General features: G+C 50.7%; 17 protein-coding genes and 2 pseudogenes. 8 read left to right on the forward strand and 11 right to left on the reverse strand.

Annotated elements, in window-relative coordinates:
* Position 1: 1 nt before the first annotated feature.
* Positions 2–775 carry a dihydroorotate dehydrogenase electron transfer subunit gene (locus E7745_RS09830; RefSeq protein ID WP_136408752.1) on the reverse strand — a complete coding sequence of 258 codons (774 nt, stop codon included), beginning with the start codon at positions 773–775 and terminating at the stop codon, positions 2–4.
* A gap of 265 nt (positions 776–1,040) precedes the next feature.
* Between E7745_RS09830 and E7745_RS09835 the strand changes: the two genes are divergently transcribed.
* From E7745_RS09835 to E7745_RS09860, 6 genes and pseudogenes are all read left to right on the forward strand, one after another.
* Positions 1,041–2,855: a pectate lyase gene (locus E7745_RS09835; RefSeq protein ID WP_240740288.1), complete on the forward strand. Its 1,815-nt coding sequence runs from the start codon at positions 1,041–1,043 to the stop codon at positions 2,853–2,855.
* A 27-nt stretch (positions 2,856–2,882) separates the two neighbouring features.
* Positions 2,883–5,156: a glycosyl hydrolase family 28 protein gene (locus E7745_RS09840; protein ID WP_168182083.1), complete on the forward strand. Its 2,274-nt coding sequence runs from the start codon at positions 2,883–2,885 to the stop codon at positions 5,154–5,156.
* 60 nt (positions 5,157–5,216) lie between these two features.
* Positions 5,217–6,179 (forward strand): hypothetical protein, encoded by a 963-nt coding sequence (locus E7745_RS09845; RefSeq protein ID WP_136408754.1) that lies wholly within the window; start codon positions 5,217–5,219, stop codon positions 6,177–6,179.
* A 47-nt stretch (positions 6,180–6,226) separates the two neighbouring features.
* Positions 6,227–6,751, forward strand: coding sequence for a nitroreductase family protein (locus E7745_RS09850; protein ID WP_136408755.1), 525 nt, complete (start codon positions 6,227–6,229; stop codon positions 6,749–6,751).
* On the forward strand, positions 6,729–7,544 hold the full coding sequence (locus tag E7745_RS09855) for a Rossmann-like and DUF2520 domain-containing protein (RefSeq protein WP_136408756.1): 816 nt from the start codon (positions 6,729–6,731) through the stop codon (positions 7,542–7,544). The genes E7745_RS09850 and E7745_RS09855 overlap by 23 nt, the downstream gene beginning before the upstream one ends.
* Positions 7,545–7,859: 315 nt before the next feature.
* A pseudogene (locus E7745_RS09860) lies at positions 7,860–8,482 on the forward strand (aldo/keto reductase); the annotation flags it as partial.
* 62 nt (positions 8,483–8,544) lie between these two features.
* On the opposite strand, the gene E7745_RS09865 reads toward E7745_RS09860, so the two are convergent.
* Complete coding sequence (locus E7745_RS09865; RefSeq protein WP_107031899.1) at positions 8,545–9,393, reverse strand: ion transporter; 849 nt, start codon at positions 9,391–9,393, stop codon at positions 8,545–8,547.
* Positions 9,394–9,638: 245 nt separating this feature from the next.
* Between E7745_RS09865 and E7745_RS09870 the strand changes: the two genes are divergently transcribed.
* Together E7745_RS09870 and E7745_RS09875 are read left to right on the forward strand one after the other, a co-directional pair.
* The gene (locus E7745_RS09870; protein ID WP_123398613.1) at positions 9,639–10,976 is read left to right on the forward strand and encodes an NADP-specific glutamate dehydrogenase; all 1,338 of its coding nucleotides are present in this window, start codon (positions 9,639–9,641) and stop codon (positions 10,974–10,976) included.
* Between the two features lie 266 nt (positions 10,977–11,242).
* Entirely contained in the window at positions 11,243–12,187 is a 945-nt protein-coding gene (locus E7745_RS09875) for a GDP-L-fucose synthase (RefSeq protein WP_123398614.1), read from the forward strand.
* Between the two features lie 123 nt (positions 12,188–12,310).
* On the opposite strand, the gene rbr (E7745_RS09880) is transcribed toward E7745_RS09875, so the two are convergent.
* From rbr (E7745_RS09880) to E7745_RS09915, 9 genes and pseudogenes are all read right to left on the reverse strand, one after another.
* A complete protein-coding gene (gene rbr, locus E7745_RS09880) occupies positions 12,311–13,033 on the reverse strand; it encodes a rubrerythrin (RefSeq protein WP_240740405.1) in 723 nt (240 codons plus the stop codon).
* 6 nt (positions 13,034–13,039) lie between these two features.
* Positions 13,040–13,492: pseudogene (locus E7745_RS15070) on the reverse strand (flavin reductase family protein); the annotation flags it as partial.
* A gap of 222 nt (positions 13,493–13,714) precedes the next feature.
* Complete coding sequence (gene rbr, locus E7745_RS09885) at positions 13,715–14,296, reverse strand: rubrerythrin (RefSeq protein ID WP_123398616.1); 582 nt, start codon at positions 14,294–14,296, stop codon at positions 13,715–13,717.
* A gap of 102 nt (positions 14,297–14,398) precedes the next feature.
* Positions 14,399–15,220 carry an EFR1 family ferrodoxin gene (locus tag E7745_RS09890; RefSeq protein ID WP_136408757.1) on the reverse strand — a complete coding sequence of 274 codons (822 nt, stop codon included), beginning with the start codon at positions 15,218–15,220 and terminating at the stop codon, positions 14,399–14,401.
* Between the two features lie 32 nt (positions 15,221–15,252).
* Complete coding sequence (locus tag E7745_RS09895) at positions 15,253–16,323, reverse strand: DUF2027 domain-containing protein (RefSeq protein WP_136408758.1); 1,071 nt, start codon at positions 16,321–16,323, stop codon at positions 15,253–15,255.
* Positions 16,324–16,393: 70 nt separating this feature from the next.
* Positions 16,394–19,267, reverse strand: coding sequence for an excinuclease ABC subunit UvrA (gene uvrA, locus E7745_RS09900; protein ID WP_136408759.1), 2,874 nt, complete (start codon positions 19,265–19,267; stop codon positions 16,394–16,396).
* Between the two features lie 169 nt (positions 19,268–19,436).
* Positions 19,437–21,935: a hypothetical protein gene (locus E7745_RS09905; protein ID WP_136408760.1), complete on the reverse strand. Its 2,499-nt coding sequence runs from the start codon at positions 21,933–21,935 to the stop codon at positions 19,437–19,439.
* A 163-nt stretch (positions 21,936–22,098) separates the two neighbouring features.
* The gene (locus tag E7745_RS09910) at positions 22,099–23,301 is read right to left on the reverse strand and encodes a saccharopine dehydrogenase family protein (protein WP_123398620.1); all 1,203 of its coding nucleotides are present in this window, start codon (positions 23,299–23,301) and stop codon (positions 22,099–22,101) included.
* Between the two features lie 52 nt (positions 23,302–23,353).
* Positions 23,354–24,097 (reverse strand): Bax inhibitor-1/YccA family protein, encoded by a 744-nt coding sequence (locus E7745_RS09915; protein ID WP_107031909.1) that lies wholly within the window; start codon positions 24,095–24,097, stop codon positions 23,354–23,356.
* Positions 24,098–24,117 lie beyond the last annotated feature (20 nt).

Here is a 24,117-nt window from a genome sequence, read left to right on the forward strand (position 1 = left end):
TTTATTGATTCCAGGTAAGGGATTCGATATTGAACACAGGGCCCTCGGTGCAGACGCACACATTGCCTTTGACTGTTTTCTCTACACAGCACAGGCAGGCGCCGAGACCGCATGCCATCATGTTTTCAAGTGAGACTTCGCAGTTTGTGCCGTTTTTATAGGCTATGGACGCTATGGCTTTCATCATCGGCGCCGGTCCACAGCAATAATAATGCTCATAGCTTTCGCTTAGCGTGGGGTGTGTGGTGACGAGGCCTTTTATGCCTTCCGATCCGTCTTCGGTGCAGATGTGTACAGGGCCGATGCTGCGGAATTCGTCAAGTGACAGCAGGTCGCCTGCCGAACGCGCACCCAAGAGAAATTCCGGATGGTGGCCTTTGGCCTTGAGCTCGCGTCCGAGATAGAGCAGGGGTGCGACACCGACGCCGCCACCTATGAGGAGTAGCCGTGATCCGGCTTTACATTCGGTGGTAAACCCGTTGCCGAGCGGAAGCAGAATGTTAAGTTTTTCTCCGGCGTTCATGCCGATAAGGGCGGCTGTGCCACGTCCGGCATTTCTGACAAGCAGGGTCAGAGTGTTTGACTCACGGTCTACGTCGTTGATCGATATCGGACGGCGCAGAAACACATCCGGGGCTTCGACTGCTACCTGCACGAATTGTCCCGGCAGAATGACTGGCAGAATGGCTCCGTCAGCCGGCGATAATATCAGCTTGGAATAACTGCTGTTTATGCTGATATTCTCGATGATTATGAAATCCTTTACTTGTTTCACGATAATGAGGTTAGGATTAGGAAGGTTTATTCCATCTCCACAAAATTACAACTTTTTGCTAAAAGATCAAACCGAATCATCTTAAAATCTGCGTATGTCTCCGCAGCCGTATGTCTCTGCATCTATCCCGCGGGTTTCGGATAAATTTAAATAAGTCTAAATTCGAGGTTGCAGCCACAGGATAATGGCTGATTTTTACTAATTTTGTGCTAAAATTAGTTCCAAACCATGAAAACTTGTGCTGATGGAGCACAATGAACTTATAATGAAAAAAGTAACAATCTCAGTTCTGTTATTGCTGCTGGCATCAGGACATTCTTTAGTTTCCGCTCAGGCTCCGGCTTTTCCGGGCGCTGAAGGTCATGGCCGTTATACAACCGGAGGCCGTGGCGGAAAAGTCATTCATGTGACCAATCTTACAGACGATGCCAACAATCCGGCTGAAGGTTCGCTCCGATGGGCTTTGAATCAAAGCGGGACAAAGACTATAGTGTTTGACGTAAGTGGTTATATTGATCTTGCAGCGGATCTTAAAATTTCCAAAAATACTACTATTGCAGGCCAGACTGCTCCGGAGGGTGGTATCACTTTGCGATATTACACTCTACGGATGAGTGGCGACAATATCATTGTCCGTTTCATTCGCTCGCGTCGTTCGCAGGTCAGAGATACAAATGACGGAGCTGATGCCATATGGGAACGTAACAGGAAAAATCTGCTGCTTGACCATTGCTCGTTTTCATGGAGCATTGACGAAATCGCTTCGTTCTATGATAACCGTGATTTTACCATGCAGTGGTGTGCTCTTGGTGAAGGACTCGCAAACCCCGGACATACAAAGGGCGCTCATAGCTATGGTGGCATATGGGGCGGAAAGAATGCGTCGTTCCATCATAATTTTATAGCGCATGTGCAGAATAGAGCGCCGCGTTTCAATGGTTCACGCTATGGATGGACCGGATATGATACAAGCAAGTATTCTTCAGCTGTTGATGCCGAACGCGTGGATTTCAGGAATTGCCTCATGTATAACTGGGGTACCGGTACGGCATGTTATGGAGGCCCCGGTGGCGGTTATATAAATATGGTGAACAATTATTATAAGGCCGGACCTGGCACCAAAAACAAAACCACTGTCACTCAGGTGTCGGTTGCAACATCCGGAAATGCCGATTCGAAGCACCCTGAGCTTTATGGCCTTTCATCGCGCTACTATGTGAGCGGGAATTATATGGCTGCGGCATCTTCCCCGGAAAATTATGACTGGTCCGGGGTTAAATATGACAGCGGCCTGAAAATGATCGGTGAAGATCGCTATATCCCTGATGCCGGTCATCAGTTCGGAGAAAACGTGACATATGTCAGCATTTCAGGTGTTGATTGTGTGAAGCTTAAGCTCGACGAGCAGGTTGATCCGGGAGAAGTCACCACCCACTCGGCTGTGGACGCATATGAAAAGGTTATGGCTTATTCCGGATCGAGTCTTTATCGTGATGCTGTCGATGCCCGTTATATGGAAGAAACCCGCACCGGGACTGTGACTTATTATGGTGATGTGGCCTATGTAAAGGATGACAAAAAATATCCTACTTCAAATACTAAAGGTATTCTTGATTTTATAAATGATCCGGATGGCGAAGCCAATCCTAAGACAGCAAGTTTCCCGGAGTTGCCGGAGAATGTGCGTCCGGCCGGATTTGACACCGATGGCGACGGCATGCCTGATGACTGGGAAATTGCCAACGGCCTTGATCCTGATGATGCTTCTGACGGTGCGAAATATACGCTGGATACTGAAAAGGGATGGTACACCAATCTTGAAGTATATCTGAACTCGCTCGTTGAGAAAATCATGAAAGCCGGCAATGAGGGCGCTGTCGATGCGGTTGATGAATATTATCCTGCATGTAAAGGCGTTGATTCCGGGATTGAAGATGTGTTTGTAGGGTCGGAAATCGAAAGTATTGAGTATTATGACCTGCGCGGTGTGCACCTTCTGGTGCCCGCCGACGGGTTGAATATCCGCCGTATCCGTTACAGTAATGGCAAGGTGGTTACAGATAAAGTGATTAAGCGCTAATCAGAATTTAAAAGAAACAGAATGGATATGAAAAAGGCTACAGTTGTATTTGCTGCCTGTCTTATGTCATCGCTTGTCGGATGGAGCAAGGCTCCGGAAATTCCGCGTGACACATCTTTTACGGCATATTCCACCAATAAAAAAATCCGGAAATACCATCCGGAGGCAGTCCTTGCCCTGCCTGAATTGCCAGCCGGCGTCAGGGAGTATCGCGATGTGGTTTATTCGACCCTCCCGAAGACTCCTTACGGCCGCCGTGATCTCCATGTGGATATTTTCCGTCCGGATGATGAAAAGATTTATCCGGCTCTGCTGATGATCCACGGTGGTGGATGGAATTCCGGTGACAAGAGTTTGCAGGTGCCTATGGCGCAGCAGATTGCTAAAAACGGCTATGTGACAATACCCGTGGAGTACCGGCTGATTCCGGAAGCTGTCTATCCCGCAGGCTTGCATGATGTTAAGACGGCAATACGTTGGGTAAGGGCTCATGCGGCGGAATACGGTATTGATCCTGATTGCATTGCGGTGTCTGGGTGTTCGGCCGGTGCGCAGCTTGCCACTCTTGCCGGTGTGACCAACGGCTCCAGGCGTCATGAGGGGAAAGGACAGTGGCGTAAAACTTCAAGCGATGTGCAGGCTGTTATCAGCATGGACGGCATCGCGACTTTTGTCTCGGAGTCTAATATTGCGGATGCGGAAGAGCGCCTTCAGAAGAAGGGGGAACTGCCTGTGAACGCAAAATGGCTCGGAGGACTCTATAAAGATTCTCCAGAAAATTGGAAAGAGGCTTCGGCCTTGTTGTGGATTACTCCCAAGTCGGCTCCCGTCTGCTTTATTAACAGTGGTCTCCCACGGTATAGCGATGGCCGTGATGAGCTGGTGGCTGTATATGATTCTATTGGTATTTATACCGAACGACATCGCATACCTGTTGATGTTCACACTTTCTGGTTTTTCCATCCCTGGTTCGAGACCACTGTTGAACGGGCAGTCGGATTTCTTGACCGTGTGTTCAAGGGCGAAAAGGTTGCGCCAAGATTTAAGCTGACTGATCATGGAGTAGCCAACGATAGCACCGTAGTGCAGACGGCTGCGATCCAGCGTGTGATCGATAAGGCTGAGACTATGGGTGGTGGAGAGATCATCGTGCCTCCGGGGACATTTCTCAGCGGCGCTCTATTTTTCAAACCGGGCACTACTTTGCGTCTGGAGGAAGGCGCGGTGATCAAAGGGTCGGACAATATAGAGGATTATCCGCTTATTCCATCTCGAATGGAGGGTCGCAGCATCTATTATCATGCGGCGCTTATCAATGCCTACCATGTCGACGGTTTTGAAATAAACGGCCCCGGCACAATCAATGGCAACGGTTATAAATTCTGGGTGCAGTTCTGGGATAATCTTGAACGGGCCCGTGAGGAAAACCGCAGCTGGACCAACCTTGAAGTGCGCCGCCCGCGCCTTGTTTTTCTGTGGGGGTGCGACAACGCCCGGCTTAGCGGTGTGCGTATGATTAACTCGGCATTCTGGACTTCGCATTTTTATCTGTGTAATGATCTGATCGTGGAGAATTGCGAGGTGCAGGCGCCGCGTGAGCCTGTCAGAGCTCCGAGCAGCGATGCGATAGATCTTGACGGTTGTCACAGAGTGATCGTTAGGGGCTGTTATCTCAATTGCGATGACGATGGCGTATGTCTGAAGGGCGGCAAGGGCGTTTTTGCCCATAAGTCTCATGAAAATGACAGCGTGACCGATGTTCTGGTCGAGGGTTGTGTCTTTGGCCCGAATCTCCACGGTACTCTGACTCTTGGAAGCGAGTGTGTTCATGCGAATAATGTGGTTTTGCGCAACTGTCGTCTTGACAACGACTGTTCGCTGCTGCGTCTGAAGATGCGCCCGGACACATATCAGGTATATGAAAATATCAGAATTGAAAATGTTACCGGCCGCTGTGGTTCGGTTGTGGAGGTGCTTCCGTGGAAGCAGTTTTTCTCGCTGGAAGGCACGGATGAGAAGCCTGTGGGGCTGATACGCAATATTTCGATCAAAAATGTCGACCTGAAATGCAACGGTCTTGGAGTTATTGCGGCTAATCCTGATGACAAGGTTGAAAATTTCGAATTTGAGAACGTGACTGTAAAGGCTGAATCGGATATTTTCCGCTGCAATTATCCGGATGTGAAACTCAAGAATGTGACTGTCAACGGCAAGCGGCCGGTGATCATGACCGCTGATGAAGAAATGAAAGACAAGCTGAATTTCGATGCTGTGGATCTCGACAAAAATAATGAGAAGTAAGAAGTGATTCTTGCTTGATTCATATTTGCAGGAGCGGGGAATTTTATGTAACTTTGCGCCGTGATTGACATAGCGCAACATATAGAATTCCTGCTCCTGCATCATGACTGCGTGGTCGTGCCGGGGCTTGGCGCGTTCATCGTTAATGATGAGGGCGCGCGCTATGACTCGCGGCGCCACGTGTTTATGCCGCCTTCGCGCACCGTCGGGTTTAATCCGGAAGTGCGCCACAATGATGCGATGCTCATAGGGAGTATTTCGCGGCGCAATGGGATTTCCCTGTCAGCAGCCAGGATGGATCTCGAAACTGAAGTGGCCTCTCTTCATCATCAGCTTGATGTGGCCGGGGAGTTTCCTTTGGGTGGATTAGGAATGCTTATGCGCGGGGCGAGTCCCGAATATCCCGTCTTTGAGCCTGCGGCAGATTCGTTGCCTCTCAGAATGTGTAAAAGTTTTGCGTCTGTGGATTGCTGTCCTCTGGTTTCAGATGACTCCACAGAAGATGGTGGGGCTTGCGCCCGTCAGAGAATTGTGGCAATACCCGCCCCGCTTAAAATAGTTGCGTCTTTTATTGTTGTTATGGTGGCGCTTGGGATACTCTATTCCACCACCGGTCTTATAAACGGACCAAAGGTAAACTCGGCTTCGCTTGACACCGGACTGAGCTCGCGCATTGAGCAGTCGGCTCCGGTTTTTGAGGTAGCTGCTGATGAGGATGTGTCCCGCGAAATAGTGCTCAATATCGCAATGCCGGCAGAGCAGCCTGATATGGCTCAGTCTGACTGTGCGGCAGAGCAGACGGAAGAAGCGCCGCAGCGCTATCTGCTTGTTGTCGGCTCGTTCCCCACATTGGCATCAGCCAACCGCCACATATATTATGTGGGTGATACATCCCTGCGTGTGATCGAGATGGCCGGGAATTACCGCATCTATGTCGCATCGGCTCCGACTATAGAAGAGGCCCGTCGGCTTTCGGCTTACATATCCAAGACTTATCCGTCAGTGTGGGTGTGTCGCCGATAGTAACTGATTTTAAATCCCCTCTTACATTATTATATATTATTCAATCCATGAACTTCAATCAAATGCTCGTGGAGCGTCGCAGCATACGCCGCTACACCACAGAAAAAATAGATCCCGAACAAGTAAAACTCATTCTGGAAGCAGGCTTGCTGTCTCCCACATCGAAATCTGCGCGCGCCTGGCACTTTGTTGTTGTGGAAGAGCCTGACATGCTTGAGCGTCTCGCCCAGTGCAAGCCGATGGGTGCGGCTCCGATATCCAAATGTCCGCTTGCTGTTGTGGTCGCGGTTGACAGTACAGCTACCGAACCGTGGGTTGAGGATGGTTCCGTAGCTGCTTCTTATATGCAGCTGCAGGCACAGGCGCTCGGCCTTGGTTCATGCTGGATTCAGGTGCATGGGCGCTTTACGGCTGACGGAACCCCTTCAGAAGAGTATGTTCAGGAGCTGCTTGGCATTCCCGAAACATGTCCGGTAGTTTGTGTGCTGACATTCGGGCATAAAGACGAGGTTCGCAAACCTCAGGATCTTGAAAAACTGAAATGGGAGAATGTGCACATCGGTAAATTCTGATGCCTCCGCTCCGTTGCGCATAGTTGTTATAGGGGCCGGGAATGTGGCCTCGCATCTCGCACCGACTATTGAAAGTTCAGGGGTCGGAGCGGTGGTGCAGGTCTATAGTCGTAAATTGCAGTCGGCGCGTGAGTTGACACGCAAATTGCAAAATGCTCAAGCAATTGATTCAGAAGCAGCTATCTGTGATGATGCTGAGGTCTATCTTGTCAGTCTCGTGGATGATGCCATAGGTCCGCTTGTCAGCCGTATGCCGAAAAGGGGCAATGCTCTGTGGCTTCACACTTCCGGCTCGGTCGGAATGGAGGTCTTGGCGCCAATGTCGGAACGTTATGGCGTGTTCTATCCGTTGCAGACGTTTTCCAAAGGTGTGGAGGTCGATGTTTCGAAAGTGCCTCTGTTTATAGAGGGATGCACTTCCGGCGTTGAAGAAGAGATCCGTAGGTTTGCCACGCCGGTGTTTTCGCATATTTACCATGCCGACAGTCATACTCGACGGATGATGCACATCTCGGCTGTGTTTGCCTGCAACTTTACGAACTATCTGTGGACCATCGCCTCGGAATTGCTTAAAAAAGAAGACTTGCCCTTTGAGGTTTTGCATCCGCTGCTTGAAGAGACTCTAAAAAAAGCATTCGCTGTATCTCCTGAAAAGGGGCAGACCGGCCCGGCTGTCAGGGGCGACTTGGCTATAGTCAACAAGCATCTATCTGTTCTTGATGGTCAGTCAAAAGAAATCTACAGTCTGCTGAGCGAAGCCATAATCTCCCATCACCACAGCTTCGGTAAATAAGAGCCGGTTCGACAATAACTGTTAACGTCTGGGCTGCAGATTTTTCAGCAGATTGTGCACTGCTGAATCAGGATTGTACTTGATGTACACGACTGATTCAAAGCGTGCAAGAAGCAAAAAAAAGATGCAATCGAAAGCTAACTTTCTTTCCCGGCCTTTGCATTTGTTGTCGACCCGGCTCTAAGTGCTGGCCCGCACTTGTGGACATTGGGTATAATGTGACATATAAATCGAGCAGGAGGCAAACACTAATCATCAGGTGTTTACCTCCTGCTCGATTACGGGAGATTTTGAATTTCCCGGATTCCGAAATGCAATTCTCTGAAAGAGTTACAGACCGACTACATTGATTATATGCTCCTCCATGCCATCGGAATGGGAACTGACGGAATGCGAGAGTTTGAAAACCGCTACATGGACAACGGTATCCTTGATTTTCTACTCAAGGAGCGTGAAGCCGGACGCATCCGCAATCTTGAATTTTCGTATCATGGTGACATAAAGGTATTTGATTACCTGCTGTCGCGCCATGACGAATATAAATGGGATTTTGTGCAGATTCAGCTCAACTATCTCGACTGGCATCATGCCAAGGAAATCAATCCGCGCAATACCGATGCGGAATATCTCTATGGCGAACTGGAGAAGCGTGGCATTCCGGCCATAATCATGGAACCGCTTCTCGGCGGCCGTCTGTCGAATCTTCATGACCATGTGGTGAGCCGTCTGAAACAGGCTGAGTCTGAACGGAGCGTGGCTTCATGGGCCTTCCGCTTTGCCGGAACATGGCCCGGAGTGCTGACTGTGTTGAGCGGAATGACCTATATGGAGCATCTCGAAGACAATCTGCGCTCTTTCTGCCCGCTGAAGCCACAGACAGAGGAAGAAAATAAATTTCTTTTGACACGGCAGACCTGATGATGCAGTATCCGACAATTCTTATATATAATTATGTCCTCTTATATATAATAAGGTGGTAAAAATATCCTCCGCAGACGGATTATTTTGAATTTTTCAGCATGTCATTGACCACATCGATCTGTCGCTGGAGTTTTTCCATTTCCTCTCGGAGTGCGTCTCTTGATAGCATTTGTGATTTCTTGGCTTCGTTTTTAGCAGTTACTTCCTGAAGCGAGCTCACCACGAGAGCGACCACGATGTTCAGAATGACATAGGACGCTATCAGCACATAAGTCACAAAGTAGACCCATGCTGCAGGATAAATATCCATAACCGGACGTGCTATGCCCATCGACCAGCTTTCCAGAGTCATGATCTGGAAGAGAGAATACATGGAGCGCCATACGTTGCCGAACCAGTCAGGGAACTCATTGCCAAAGAAAGTCGAGCCTAAAAGTGCATAAGTGTACATGATAATGACAAACAATATGGTGGTCCATAGCATGCCGGGAATCGCATTGAAGATGGCTTCGACAATAAGTTTAAGTTTGTCGGCCGAACGGACCACACGGAGGATGTTGAGCTGGCGGAACACACGGAATATTCTGAACACACGGAAGGAGGAGAATGTGCCTAACTGTGCGGCAGATGACAGCACGACTATTATTGTGTCAAACCAGTTCCAGTAGCGGTTGCGTCCTGTGAAGAAGCGACCTTTTTCGAGCGAGAGCCTGATCATAAGCTCGACAATAAAGATCAGTATGCTCAGGTCGCAGAACGATTCGAGTTCCGGCCCGATGCGGTCGGCGATAGAAATGTCGGTAAGCAGTCCAAATGCAAGAGCATTGAGAACGATAAGCAGATTGCAGAAGGTGTAGAATTTCCGTGTGACCTTTACAACAGCCTTGCGCGTCGAGAAGGCAGGTGAGATAATGGAGAATGAAGCCATGATCTATAGGCGGTTAGAGTTTTTAGAGAGTCAGGATAATTGGTTTAATGATGCAAAGTTACGCAAAATCGTCGTAATGGACGAAAAATATAAAAATTGACAAGCCGTTGTTATTTATAGCAAAAGTTTTGGAAAATGATGAAATATGTGTAACTTTGTAGCGAAAAAGAAATTTAATCTTTCATTTTGTCGTGAAAGAAGTGTTATAGATAATAAATTCCAATAATATATTTTCCATATTAGGTATGAATGCACTAAGCGTAATTGACGATCTGAAGCGTCGTTTCCCCAATGAGCCGGAATACATCCAGGCAGTGGAAGAGGTATTGACCTCGATTGAAGATGTCTATAATGAAAATCCTGAATTCGAACGCTACAATCTTATTGAGCGCCTTTGCATTCCTGATCGTATTTTCGCATTCCGCGTATCATGGGTCGATGACAAGGGCAAGGTTCACAATAACATGGGCTATCGCGTTCAGCACAACAATGCGATCGGTCCTTACAAAGGAGGCATCCGTTTCCACTCTTCGGTCAACCTCTCGATTCTCAAATTCCTTGCATTCGAACAGACTTTCAAAAACTCTCTGACCACTCTCGCTATGGGTGGTGCCAAAGGCGGCAGCGATTTTTCGCCCCGTGGCAAGAGCGACATGGAAGTGATGCGCTTCTGCCAGGCTTTCATCCAGGAACTGTGGCGTCAGATCGGTCCTGACACTGATGTGCCCGCCGGTGATATCGGTGTTGGCGGACGTGAGGTAGGCTATATGTTCGGCGAATATAAGAAGATGGCCCGCGAGTTCACCGGTACTTTCACCGGCAAGGGCTATGAATTCGGTGGTTCGCTCATCCGCCCGGAAGCTACAGGCTATGGTAACGTCTACTTCCTCCTTGAGATGCTCAAGACCCGTGGCCTCAGCATCGAAGGCAAGCGCGTGGCAATCTCCGGTTCCGGCAATGTAGCCACTTATACAGCTGAAAAACTTCTCTCGCTCGGAGCCAAAGTGGTTTCAATGAGTGATAGCGATGGCTCAATCTACGTGCCCGACGGCCTCTCTCAGGAACAGCTTGACTATATCTTCAAACTCAAGAATATCTATCGCGGACGAATCCGCGAGTTTGCCGAGGAATACGAATGCCAGTATTTTGAAGGCGAACGCCCTTGGCAGCACGTGGCCTGCGACATCGCCATGCCTTCTGCCACTCAGAACGAAATTGACGGTGACGATGCCCACGCTCTCATCGCAAACGGCTGTATCGCTGTCAGCGAAGGTGCAAACATGCCCTCCACCCCCGATGCGATCCGTGAATTCCAGAAAGCCCGCATCCTCTATGCTCCCGGCAAGGCTGCAAACGCAGGCGGTGTATCTGTTTCAGGACTCGAAATGGCCCAGAACTCACAGAAACTCTCATGGAGCGCCGAAGAAGTCGACCGCAAACTTCAGGATATCATGACCGAAATCCACAAGCAGTGTGTGAAATATGGCACTGAGGAAGACGGCTACATCAACTATGTCCGTGGTGCCAACGTGGCCGGTTTCATGAAAGTGGCTCGTGCTATGATGGCTCAGGGTGTGCTCTAAGAGGGTGTTTCATAACAACTGTTAAGCCACAAGAAGCAGACATAAAAACGATTTCAGCCCCTCTGCCCGCAATCCGGGCAGGGGGATTTTTGATTTTCACTGGCTGATTATTTGCCGGATAGAATAAATTTTTGTTATTTTGCGTTGAATTTCCGGAGGCATGGCAGCCTCGATCGTGTTTTGTGCTGAATGTGCTGGCTATCAGCTGATTTTCAACTTAAACACTCATATCTTAATAATAGGTAACAACACATAAATAGATTTTAATTGTGGAAAAGGATTCAAAGATTTATGTAGCAGGCCATCGCGGCATGGTAGGTTCGGCTATTGTCCGTGAGCTGAAACGTCAGGGATACAACAATATCATCACACGTACGCACTCGCAGCTCGACCTGATCAACCAGCAGGCCGTCAATAAATTTTTTGCGGCTGAAAAGCCTGACTATGTGTTTCTTGCAGCCGCTAAAGTCGGTGGCATAGAAGCCAATCAGTCTGCGCTCGCTGATTTTATGTATGACAATATGATGCTGGAGATGAACGTGATCCACGCAGCCTGGCGCAATGGTGTCAAGAAACTCGAATTCCTTGGATCATCGTGCATCTATCCCCGTCTTGCTCCGCAGCCTATGCCCGAAAGCTGCCTGCTGACATCTTCGCTCGAACAGACCAACGAGGCTTATGCACTTGCCAAGATTTCCGGTCTCAAATATTGCGAATATCTCAACCGCCAGTACGGAACTGACTATATCTCTGTCATGCCTACCAACCTCTACGGGCCCAATGACAACTATCATCCTACCCATTCACACGTGCTCCCGGCTTTGATCCGCCGTTTCCATGAGGCAAAAGAGGCCGGTTTGGAAGAGGTAGTGTGCTGGGGCGACGGATCGCCGTTGCGCGAGTTCCTTTATGTAGATGATCTTGCCAACCTGTGTGTGTTCCTGATGAACAACTATTCTGGCAACGAGACCGTCAATGCCGGCAGTGGCAAGGAGCTGTCAATAAAAGAACTGTCGGAGCTGGTTGCAAAGACCGTGGGCTATACCGGCCGCATTGTCTGGGACACCACAAAACCCAATGGTACTCCGCGTAAGCTGCTTGATGTGTCGAAAGCCGCCGCTCTTGGCTGGACTTATTCAACTGAGCTGCCTGACGGCATCCGTCTCGCTTACGAGGACTTCCTCTCGAATCCGATGCGTGCAGAACGTTAAATTTTTGTCAGACAACCTATAAAACAACAATTGTGAATCAGCCGCGGCTGATTCACGATTGTTGTTTTAGGGAAATACGTTGTTGCCAGCCGATTTAGGCTGACTTTGTAGCCGAAGAGAGGGTCAATAATTTTCAGCTCTCACCTCGAAGTAGCTCTGCTGGTGGAAGCAGACAGGGCAGACTTCCGGAGCTTCGGTACCGATGCAGATGTGTCCGCAGTTTCGGCATTCCCAGACTGTCACACCGCTCTTGCGGAATACTTCGTGAGCCTCTACGTTTTCCAGCAGTTTGCGGTAACGCTCCTCATGGGTCTTCTCTATGGCTGCCACTCCGCGGAACTGTTTTGCAAGATCATGAAATCCTTCGGCATCGGCATCTTTTGCAAAACGGTCATACATGTCGGTCCATTCATAGTTTTCACCCTCGGCTGCATGCTGCAGGTTTACGGCCGTGTCCTGACTGACACCGCCGAGAGCCTTGCACCACAGTTTGGCGTGTTCTTTCTCGTTGGCTGCAGTATGTTCGAAAATCGCGGCGATCTGCTCGAATCCGTTTTTGCGTGCAACTGAAGCGAAGTAGGTGTACTTGTTGCGTGCCATGCTTTCGCCGGCGAAAGCTTCCTGAAGATTCTTCTCAGTCTTTGTGCCGGAATACGGGTTTGTAGGATTGTCAGCCACATTGTCGGTGATGGTGACTTTCTCAAAGTCAGATGCCGGATGCTTGCAGATCGGACAGATAAAATCAGCCGGAATCTCGTCACCGACATATTCGTAGCCGCAGACCTTGCATCGCCAAACCGTATGGGCCGATCCGGCAGCTGACGGCTGTGCGGGCTGTGGTTTAATGTGCTCCTGATAATAATTATATGTGGCTGATGCCACATCGTCAAGCACCGCCATTTCGGTCACTTCGCCTATGAACATCATGTGGGTGCCGAGATCAATCTTTTGCGCGACTTTCACGCTGAAATATGAGTTGGTGCCGCATGTCACCGCCAAAGTGCCATTGTCAAGGCGCTTTACGTCGGCGAAATCTTTAAACTTGTCTACCTCGCGGCCCGACTTGAAGCCGAAACGCTCAAACAGACTGAAATCTGCGTTTTCGCTGATTACAGACACAGTGAAAGCTCCGGCCTTTTCAATCATCTCGCATGTCAGGGAGCTTTTGTTGAGACACACAGAAGCCTGGGCCGGTGTGCATGTCACTTGCTCAAAAGTATTGGAGATGCAACCGTTGTCTCGTCCGTCAGCATTCACGGTGACGATATAGAGACCATAAGGAATCTTAAACAAAGGATTTTCCATAGTTATAGAAATTTTCAAAAATAGGAAATCGCGTTAAGCGTTTCTGAATTTATAACATGCCCGCTCCTATGTTTGTTTGCTCCGCTTCTCGGATAACTTTCATATTGACCTCCTCCCTGTAAGTCAGCATGAGTTTGAATATAAAAAGAGGGCTGTATCGGGATAGAACGCCGATACAGTCCTTGGCTATTTGGATTGGAGAAGTGTATAAAGCTCGTATGATCAATAGTTTTCGGCTTTGCGCTCAAAGTAGCCTTGCTCTTTGCCGCATACCGGACAGCGTTTGGGCGCCGATTTGCCTTTGTGGACATAACCGCAGTGCATACACTGCCATTCTTCCTCTTCTTCGCCTGAAAATTCCTGACCGTTGGTGAGGCGTTCGAGAAGGCGGAGATAGCGCTGTTCGTGTTCGATTTCGACTTTAGCCACCATCTTGAAGAGAGCTGCGATGTCCTTGAAGCCTTCTTCTTCAGCTGTAGAGGCAAATGAAGAGTAGAGGTCGCTCCATTCCTCGCGTTCGCCGGCAGCAGCCTCGCGGAGGTTGGTCATTGTGTCGGCCACCATGCCCGCGGGATAACCGGCATTGATTGTCACCACACCGCCTTCAAGGCGTGAGAAGAATAGCTCGGCATGGCTGAGTTCCTGCTCGGCAGTGATCAGGAAGATGCGGGCAATCTGTTCGTAGCCTTCTTCACGGGCTTTCTTTGCGAAAAGTGTGTAGCGTGAACGGGCCTGGCTTTCACCGGCGAATGACGCGAGAAGGTTGTGTTCGGTCTTTGTACCTTTTATAGATTTTTTATCCATAGATCTGAATATATAAGCGTTAATATCTGCTGATTTGGATCAGTCTAATATATAAACACTCATATGCCGGATTTGGTTCATCTGACCGGAATCCTCACCTTGTCATGACTGCGGATTCATGTATTGGCCTTTGGTGCCGGTCTTGTCGCCACACATTACGGCATGGCGTGGACACACATGGTAGCAGGCGAGACAAAAGGCGCAGTCTGTACCCCATACCGGCCGTTTGCGCCTGCGCTCACTGCTGTCTGTCGATTTGCCTGAAGGCTCGCTCATGGTGATGTTGCGCAGAGGGCAGATGGCTGCGCACTTGCCGCACGAAATACATTCGCGTGTGTAGCGGAATGGTTTCGGCGACATGGCATGGCGGACAAACCAGGGATAGATTATTCTGGTTTTGATCCATGCAAAGCGACCGCGGACCACGTCAGCCAGCTCATTTGGGCAGTCTCCGGAGCCTGCCCGGAAATCTGCGATCGAGCGCGCGATTTCTCTGATGCGCAGTGATGCGGCCGACAGTTTGTGCTGTGCGAGTTCTGCCGTATCGACATCAAATCCGCTCATGCAGACGTAATTGTTAGGCATCGTGACTGAAAAAGCCAGTCCTGACAGCCAGCCACGTTTTGCAAGATCGCTGCGCCACATCTCGGCTGTCAGACCGCAATCATCACCGCAGGTCAGCACCAGATGGTGTATTAACGGTGCTGATCCAAGGTCTACGTTTTTAATGATTGCGCGGACATAGGGTGGCAGGCCCCAGGAATAGACGGGGCAGACCCATATGACGGTATCGTCATGCGGCGCCGGTGTCAGGCTGCCGTTGCGGAGATCCGGAGTGAGCCTGCGCAACGACTGGCCCAGTTCGGCTGCAAGCATTTCCGCTACATACCGGGAATTGCCTGTGCCTGAAAACCATAGAATCATGGGTAAACGGATGTTATGGATTTGAGGTTGTGTCAGATGGTTACCTGAGTGGCTCCGAAACCGTATTCACGAAATGAGGCATCCTGTACGGTATGACCTTTGTAGCGGTGGTTAAGTTCCTTCATGAGAGCCGCGCGGAGCACGCCTTCGCCTTTACCGTGGATAAAGACTATTTTCTGACCCTTGTGTTTCAGGTTTGCATCCATCACCTTGCGGAATTCGTCGATCTGAAGATTCAGGATTTCGGCAGCTGACAGGCCGGCCGTGGTGTCGACAAGCTCAGATATATGAAGGTCTACTTCAATTATCTCAGCCCGTTTGTCGGAACTCTTTTTCTGTACAGGCTTGCGGGCGGGACGATCAACGGCATTCTTGGCTTTGATCCCTTCTTCAATACGTGAAGAGTCGATCACCATGCGTTTGCGTGGAATATCATTGGTCACGATGTCTACAGCGATTACATCTTTGTCAAAATACACATTGCTGCGGAAACAGTGGAGCTTGAAAAATTTCGTGGTGTCAAGGGCCGTCTCTACGGCTACAGGGGCCTTCATCTTAAATTCCTTGTCAGACTTGAAGGCTATCATCTGTACAGCGATGCGGTCTATCGAAGGGAGGTCGGCTCCGGAGATCTCTTCAAGGAACACCTGGATGTTAGGTTCGACGATTCCGGCATAGCGGGTGGTCCAGCCGGTGGATTCATCAGCGCGTGTGAGATATGTGAAGTAGAGATAATAGTTGGAGTCGTTGACAAGATAGACATCAAATGTGGTGGAGTTGAGATGTTTTATGTCGGCAGGTTCGTATGCGAGCACCACATTGAGTTTCTCACCTTCCGGAGTCTCCTCAATAGCCGGAGTCTCCTCCGGTTTCTGAGCCGCCTTTTGCGGCTGGGACTGCGGAGCGGCCGGTTTGACGGCATCCTGGGTCAGAGCTATTTTCTTTTCTGTAGTCGCGGCTTCGGCCACCACCACGCATTCGCGCAGAAGAGTGGGGGTTTCAAAGCCGTTGTCATCGACATATGCGATGTTTCCTTCTATTTTTTTGATGATGCCGCCACCCACTGAGTTGAGGAAGCGGACACGGTCACCTATTTTTGCCATAATATTGCTGTCTGTTGAAGAGTTAATGATTATAATATTTCAGAGATGCACAAGGCAGGAGTGTCTGCATTCAGACTCCCTGCAGTTTCTCTTTCAGAAAATGACCGGTGTATGAAGCCGGATTTGCGGCGATCTGTTCGGGAGTGCCGGCTGCCACAAGGTTGCCTCCGGCATCGCCTCCTTCAGGGCCTATGTCAATGACATGGTCGGCACACTTGATGACATCCATGTTATGTTCGATTATCAGAATCGTGTGACCCATAGATATAAGGCGGTCAAAAGACTTCATGAGAGTGGCTATGTCATGGAAGTGAAGTCCGGTTGTCGGTTCGTCAAATATGTACATGGTAGGCTCCGGTTTTTCCTCTGCGAAAAAAGATGCCAGTTTCACTCTCTGATTTTCACCGCCTGATAGAGACGAGGAATTCTGACCGATCTTGATATATCCGAGGCCAACATCCTGGAGAGGTTTTAGACGCTTGATAATGCGTTTTTCCTGTGCTCCGGCTTCTTCTCCGAAGAATTCCACAGCCTGATTGATAGTCATCTCAAGAATGTCATAGATATTCTTGCCGCGATATTCAATTTCGAGAATTTCTTTCTGGTAGCGCTTTCCGTGGCACGATTCGCAGGGAATGGTGATATCGGCCATGAACTGCATCTCGATGGTGATATATCCGTCACCCTTGCACTCTTCGCAGCGGCCTCCGTCAGAGTTGAATGAAAAGTCTGACGCAGAGTAGCCCATCTGTTTCGCTCCCTGGGTGGAAGCGAAAAGTTTGCGTATCTCGTCAAATGCTTTGAGGTAGGTAGCCGGATTCGAGCGGGATGACTTGCCGATCGGATTTTGGTCGACAAACTCTACGTTTTTGATGCGTGAGAGATCTCCCTGCAGTTTGCGGAAGGTTCCGGGCGCATCTCCGGTGTTTCCGAGATGACGGTTGAGAGCCCGGAAAAGGATGTCGCGGACAAGAGTGGATTTGCCTGAGCCGCTGACTCCGGTGACCACCGTCATGACTCCGAGAGGAAATTTTACGTCAATGTCTTTCAGATTGTGCTCTTTGGCACCGATGACTTCGAGCGAATCACGCCACTTGCGTCTCTGTTTCGGCACGGGGATTGACAGTGTGCCTGTCAGATAGCGCGCGGTATAGCTCAGTGGACTATCCTCTTTGGCTTGCGACGGCACAAGTTCGGCCGGGTTGCCCTGATAGATGATTTGGCCTCCGAGACGTCCGGCATCCGGGCCGACATCAATAAGATAGTCGGCGGCGCGCATGATTTCTTCATCGTGTTCAACTACAACGACCGTATTGCCGAGATCGCGGAGTTTTTTCAGCACGGTGATCAGGCGTTCGGTGTCACGGGAATGGAGTCCGATTGACGGTTCGTCAAGAATATAGAGCGAGCCCACAAGGCTGCTGCCGAGCGATGTGGCGAGATTGATGCGCTGGCTTTCGCCGCCGGAGAGGGTTGACGACAGTCGGTCGAGCGTCAGATAGCCGAGTCCGACTTCTTCCAGATAGGAGATGCGGTTATTGATCTCCTTGAGAAGACGTTCGGCTATGGCTGCGTCAGTGGCATCAAGCTGGAGGTTTCTGAAAAATTCTATCAGACGGCTGACAGGCATTGAAACGAGTTCCCCGATGGTGGCTCCTCCGACTTTGACATACGATGCTGTCTTTTTCAAGCGGGAGCCGTGACAGGCGGGGCATACGGTCTTGCCCTGATAGCGGGCTTTCATGACGCGGTATTGTATCTTATAAAGATTTTCGTCGACCATCCTGAAGAAACGGTCTATGGAGGGGAAGTCACCATATGTGAGTTTTATGCCCGGCTGCGAAAGCTGGCGGTCAGTAGGTCCGTGCCACAGCAAATCTTTTTCTTCTTGCGAGAGATCAAGATAAGGCTTGTGGATAGGGAATCCGAATTGGGCGGAATCACTGATGAAAACTTTCTTCCATTCGCTCATCTTGTCGCCGCGCCAGCAGGCCACGGCGTTGTCATAGATGGAGAGTGTGTTGTTGGGGATGACAAGGCGTTCGTCGATTCCCATAACTTTGCCGAATCCTTCGCATGTTGGGCAGGCTCCGACAGGGTTATTGAAGTTGAACATCATGTCAGTGGGAACTTCAAATGTCATGCCGTCGGCCTCGAACACGCGGGAAAAATCCTTGGCCACGATTCCGTCATCAGCCCAGATCTGCAATTTCAATCGGTCGCGTCCTTCAAAAAACGCGCTTTCCACAGAGTCGCGCAGACGACTCTGTTCGTCAGCCTCCGAGGAGACCGCAAGGCGGTCTACGAGCAGCTGATAGTCGGCCGGGTTGTAGTCTGCACCATCACCGGCGGCGCGGACTTCAGTCAGCAGTTCGTCAATGTCAATGAATTCGCCGCCACGCATCAGACGCGAATAGCCGGCTTTCAGATATACGTCAAGCTGCGAGGCGAATTTGCGGCCTTCAGGCAGAGTGACCGGTGCGGTTATGGCCATGCGGGAGCCTTCGGGATAGGTCATGGCGAATCTGACCACATCGTCAATAGTGTGCTTTCTGACTTCTTCACTGCTGATGGGGGAGAATGTATGACCTACACGCCCGAAGAGAAGCCTCAGGTAGTCATAGATCTCTGTCGATGTCCCGACAGTGCTTCGCGGGTTGCGGGTGTTGACTTTTTGCTCAATGGCGATGGCCGGCGGGAGTCCGAGTATTGCTTTGCATTCCGGCTTGGGCATTTTGCCCATGAACTGACGGGCGTAGCTGCTGAGGCTTTCCACGTAGCGCCGCTGGCCTTCCGCATATAAGGTGTCAAAGGCGAGAGATGATTTCCCGGATCCCGAAACACCCGTAATCACAACGAGCTTTCCGCGGGGAATCTCTACGTCAACGTCCTTGAGGTTGTTGACTTTGGCGCCTAATACTTTTATATTTTGTTCGTTCTGCATTTTTTCAGATTCGTTCGAATGTAACATACAAAGGTACCAAATTTTTCCTTAAATTCCGATTGCGGAGATTGATTCTAACAAAAATTCACTTGGGAACGCCGCGATAATAAATTTTGCAAATTCATCGTGGTGTTCCCAAGTGAAATGTGGTCCGGTTTGAAATCCTGTGTCAGTCCCAGTTTACTTCAAGGTCGCGCAGCAGGGTGGCCGATGCACCTGCCGAGCCGGTGTGCTGGATGGCAAGCGATGTGCCGTCGGTCGGAGACACAGTGGCTGAAAGGCTCACATCTGGTTTTATGGCCGGATCGGCTGCTTCCGCAGCCGGAGCTCCAGTGCGGGCCAGTGCTGTCAGGCGGTCTCCGCACAGTTCGACTACAATGGTACATGGATTGCGGTAGCAGCTTGTGGCTACGGCTTTGCTTATCGGGCTGACAGCGCCGCTGGAATATCGCACGAGAGTGAATGTCACGGCTTTGTCAAAGTCTGGCGTCCGTTCGATGCGCAGGGCGTAGCCGGTCAGAGAGACAGGGTCGAATTTGATGCAGATGTCCATATATTGCCCGGTGGCACTGCCGAATCCCTGCCCTGGACCTTTGCATGGTTCTGCGATGAGGCTGACACGCATGTTGCGGCATTTTTCACGCACCGGGGTGTAGAACAGGCGCGCGCCTTTGGTTGACTGCACGAGTCCGGTTCCGGTTGCAGCATCTGTGGCTTGGCCGTAATACCAGCCTGCTGATCCGTCAGGAGTCCAGTCGTGAATAGCTGTGTCAGAAGGTTTGAATGTGTCGAAGTGCCAAAAGCCCTGCCGCCCCGGAGTGCCTTTTCGGATGGGGACCTCGGCGAAGGAGGTGACGATTGATTTTTCGCTTTTCTGCAGTGAGCGGAGCATGATGGTGTTGACCGGTGCTGACATTGAGGCTACCATAGCGTGGCCTTCTTCCGAGTCGGCGTTTTTCGGCATCACGGAGGCTGAGATATAGAAGCCTCTGTCTGCACATGTCAGCGGGTAGGAGCGGGCGCTTAGGCCGCGTCCGTGACGAACGGCCACACTGTCGGAATGGTCGGGACGTGTTGACCTGTACCAGATGATATGGCTGTCGTCACGACTGTTGCCTGAGAGGCTGTAGTCGAGTTTCAGTGTGTTCTTGTCAGCGGTGATAACCGGTGTCGAGGTGAACTGCGGTGCAGTTTTGAGCCATGCATCGACTGTTACGGATGTCGCGCCTGTCAGGCCGTATGGAGAGACCGCAGAAATTTCACAGATCATCTCGCGCGGGAAGCTGTTGGCGCTGACAATTGCGGTTGAGTTGGCAGATGCGGAGAGGCGCAGTGTTGTCGGTGCATTCCAGGTCAGGCCGGATGCTGATGCCGGGGCCGGATAGTCGCCCCACAGACGCAATGATGGTTTGAGAAGCATGCTGTCACCTTGAGCCGAAAGCTTTTTAGACGGGGTCTCGATTTTTAAAGCCACGGGTAGTCCTGTAAGGGTGGCTGACAGTGCTTTTTCAAGTTCTGCCATAGATTCTGACTGGTCGAGAGGGTCCCAGCCGTCGGTGCCGCCGAGCAGATTCAGAATGTTGTAGACGGTTTTTCCGCCTGATGAGATTTTGTAGGCGCGTAGGAGCGGAGTGTCACTGATGTCAGCGCTGAGTTCTGGACGTCTGGCGTCAATTGTGATTGCTGTGCCGTTGAGTGTGATGCCGCTCTGATAGCAGCGGACGGGTGAGCTGTCACGTGTCCACTGAATGTCTACGGGCGAGTCTGAAGTCCAGCGGGTGTCGATCATTGACACCATGCCGGGTACTTTGGTGAGATATTGTGAGCCACGGACTTTGGTGTGGATGTCGCAGTTGAGAAATATGGCTCCTGTGGAAGCGGTGGAGTAGAAAGGTTTACCGCTGAAAAATGTGAAACGGCAGTCGAGGTAGACAGCTGAGCCTGAGAGGGCATCGTCGGTGCACTCGAAGTAACAGTCTTTGTAGAGTGAGCGCCGTGCTCCGGATAGAGGGCAGAGATTGAGGCGGCTGATGAAGCGGCAGTTGCGCGCAAAGAGCCGGTCGGTGTTCTCGCATATTCCGACCTGGGCCTGGACGATGGGATCGCGGCGTTTCGGCCGGTTAAGCGAAGGATTGCGCGGGTAGATGAGATCAACGTTGCAGTAGTTGCCGAAAGTTATGTTTTCGGCTGTCAGACAGAGGCCTTTGAAATGGAGCATGGTGTAGTTGCCGAGAGCGCCCTGGGTCTGGCCACGGTTTACCGCGAAGACAATGTCGGCCGGATCTTCTGAGAGTCCTATGAGTGAAAGTGTGTCACAACTGATTTCTGCGGCATAAGGAATGGCTCCGGAGTTTTTGGGATTGCGTCTGACGGCAGGGTCATCGGGGTCATCAAGCCAGTAAACTCCCGGAGTCACAAGCAGCGTTGCGTTGCCGGATGAGTTTTTGCTGATGGCTTCAAGAGCTTTGAGTGCATCGGTAAAAATGTAGGGCGATGAAGTTGCGCCGGTTTCGGCTGTCAGCAGAAAAGTGCCGGGGCCTAAACGGAAGGCGTGTCGGTCTGCGGTGACTGTCTGTGTGGCGGGGTCGAGAGTATATCCGTCATTGGGGCGGCCATGAATTGACGGAGCGGTTACGATGGTGCCTGCGAGCAGCAGATGTTTAAGCATGGCGGATTGGATTTTCGGTAGTGATGGAGTGGCGATTGTGTCATCTCATGACGACGCTGCGGGAGAGGACTATGAAATTGTAAACCCCGGACAGGGTGATAAACGTTGGTTTTTCGCCGGTGTCCGGGGTTTATGATGCAGGTTCAGGTCTTGACAGGCTTGATTATTCGTTTACTTCAAGGTTGAGGTTGAATTCCTCGTTCCAGGGAAGACCGTCTTTGGCAAGTTCTGCGAGGAATGGATCGGGATCGAACTCTTCAACGTTGTTGACACCCGGTTTTACCCATTTCCCTGTGAGGAACATCATTGCGCCGACCATTGCGGGAACGCCGGTTGTGTAGCTGACAGCCTGCATGCCGGTTTCCTTGTAAGCGGCTTCGTGAGAGCAGTTGTTCCAGATGTAATAGGTGAGATGCTTGCCTTCCTTGTCAAGACCTTCGATGCGGCAGCCGATCGAGGTTTCGCCGTGGTAGTTCTCGCCGAGATCCTGTGGGTTGGGGAGGACGGCTTTGAGGAACTGCAGGGGCACGATCTTCTGTCCGTTGTAGTCTACTTCGTCGATGCGGGCCATGCCGATGTTCTGAATCACACGGAGGTGTGTGAGATATTCCTGACCGAATGTCATCCAGAAGCGCGCACGCTTGATTGAGGGATAGTTCTTGACGAGCGATTCGAGCTCTTCGTGGTAGAGAAGATAGCTTTCGCGCTCTCCGATGTTGGGATAGGTGAGTGTCTTGTGGATTTCAAGCGGGCCGGTGGTCACCCATTTGCCGTCCTGATAGTAGCGGCCGTTCTGAGTGATCTCACGGATGTTGATTTCGGGGTTGAAGTTTGTGGCGAAAGCTTTGCCGTGATCACCGCCGTTGCAGTCGACAATGTCGAGATACTGCATGTCAGAGAAGTAGTGTTTTGCGGCGTAGGCTGTGAATACGCCGGACACACCTGGGTCGAATCCGCAGCCGAGGATTGCGGTAAGACCGGCTTCTTCGAAGCGCTGTTTGTAGGCCCACTGCCATGAATATTCGAAATGTGCCACGTCCTTGGGCTCATAGTTGGCGGTGTCAAGATAGTTGACTCCGCAGATGAGACAGGCATCCATGATGGTGAGGTCCTGATAGGGAAGGGCCACGTTGATGACGAGTTCGGGTTTGTGGCGGTTGAAAAGCTCCACAAGCTGGGGGACGCTGTCGGCATCGACAACGTCTGAGCTGATGTTGGGCTTTCCGATGGCCTCTACAATGGCGTCACACTTGCTGCGGGTGCGGGAAGCGATGACTATTTCTGTGAAAACTTCGGGGTGCTGGGCACACTTGTGAGCCACGACGGTTCCGACACCGCCGGCTCCGATGATTACGACTTTTGCCATTATTGTATATTAAGGTATATGATTTCAGTGATAAGAGTCTGTTTACACGCTATCAGTCGCGCTGGCTTCCGAAGAAGCGGAGCAGATAGAGGAAGAGGTTGATGAAGTCGAGATAGAGACTCAGTGCGCCGATGGTGGCGAGATGGCTGATATAGGCCGGAGGCGTTGTGAGAGCCATACGCTTGATTTTCTGAGTGTCCCATGCAGTGAGACCGATGAAGATCAGGACGCCTGCGATGGAGATTATCCAGTCAAGCTGGGTGCTTCTGGTGAAAATATTGACCAAAGAAGCGATGATCAGACCCATAAGTGCGTACATCAGGAAGTTGCCCCAGCTTGTGAGATCTTTGGTGGTAAAATAGCCATAGACACTCATGGCTCCGAAGGTTCCGGCGCAGATGAAGAATGTCTTGGCAATTGATGTCATGGTATAGACCAAGAAGATCGGGGCAAGAGCCAGGCCGTTGATCGCGGCAAAGACATAGAAAAGCAGGTTGGCCGTTGCCGACGAGATGCGGGTCAGACGGGTCGAGAGATATATCACGATGCCTACTTCTGCGATCAGAAGGCCCCAGAAGAAGATGCGGTGGCCAGACATAAAGCTGAGATAGGCGGATGAGGTAGCGCAGAAAAGAGAGACGAACGCAGTCACAAGCAGTCCGAGGAACATTTTGAAATAGACGCGCTTCATTACTGACGAAGTTGTCTGGACGGCCTGCTGCTGAGAGTTGTGGTAGCTGTTGTAATTGTCGCCTCCGCCGAAGTAGGGGGGAGGTGTCTGCTGGTTGTAATTCATATCAGTTAATAGGAGTTGGT

Origin of the sequence: Duncaniella sp. C9 (assembly GCF_004803935.1) — a bacterium.
Lineage (GTDB): Bacteria > Bacteroidota > Bacteroidia > Bacteroidales > Muribaculaceae > Duncaniella > Duncaniella muris.

Bases quoted from the DNA above. Each gene is read 5' to 3' on its own strand.
- E7745_RS09835 (WP_240740288.1), top strand. From the start codon at position 1,041: ATGAAAAAAGTAACAATCTCAGTTCTGTTATTGCTGCTGGCATCAGGA.
- E7745_RS09840 (WP_168182083.1), top strand. From the start codon at position 2,883: ATGAAAAAGGCTACAGTTGTATTTGCTGCCTGTCTTATGTCATCGCTT.
- E7745_RS09850 (WP_136408755.1), top strand. From the start codon at position 6,227: ATGAACTTCAATCAAATGCTCGTGGAGCGTCGCAGCATACGCCGCTAC.
- E7745_RS09855 (WP_136408756.1), top strand. From the start codon at position 6,729: ATGTGCACATCGGTAAATTCTGATGCCTCCGCTCCGTTGCGCATAGTT.
- E7745_RS09865 (WP_107031899.1), bottom strand. From the start codon at position 9,393: ATGGCTTCATTCTCCATTATCTCACCTGCCTTCTCGACGCGCAAGGCT.
- E7745_RS09870 (WP_123398613.1), top strand. From the start codon at position 9,639: ATGAATGCACTAAGCGTAATTGACGATCTGAAGCGTCGTTTCCCCAAT.
- rbr (WP_123398616.1), bottom strand. From the start codon at position 14,296: ATGGATAAAAAATCTATAAAAGGTACAAAGACCGAACACAACCTTCTC.
- E7745_RS09890 (WP_136408757.1), bottom strand. From the start codon at position 15,220: ATGATTCTATGGTTTTCAGGCACAGGCAATTCCCGGTATGTAGCGGAA.
- E7745_RS09895 (WP_136408758.1), bottom strand. From the start codon at position 16,323: ATGGCAAAAATAGGTGACCGTGTCCGCTTCCTCAACTCAGTGGGTGGC.
- uvrA (WP_136408759.1), bottom strand. From the start codon at position 19,267: ATGCAGAACGAACAAAATATAAAAGTATTAGGCGCCAAAGTCAACAAC.
- E7745_RS09905 (WP_136408760.1), bottom strand. From the start codon at position 21,935: ATGCTTAAACATCTGCTGCTCGCAGGCACCATCGTAACCGCTCCGTCA.
- E7745_RS09910 (WP_123398620.1), bottom strand. From the start codon at position 23,301: ATGGCAAAAGTCGTAATCATCGGAGCCGGCGGTGTCGGAACCGTCGTG.
- E7745_RS09915 (WP_107031909.1), bottom strand. From the start codon at position 24,097: ATGAATTACAACCAGCAGACACCTCCCCCCTACTTCGGCGGAGGCGAC.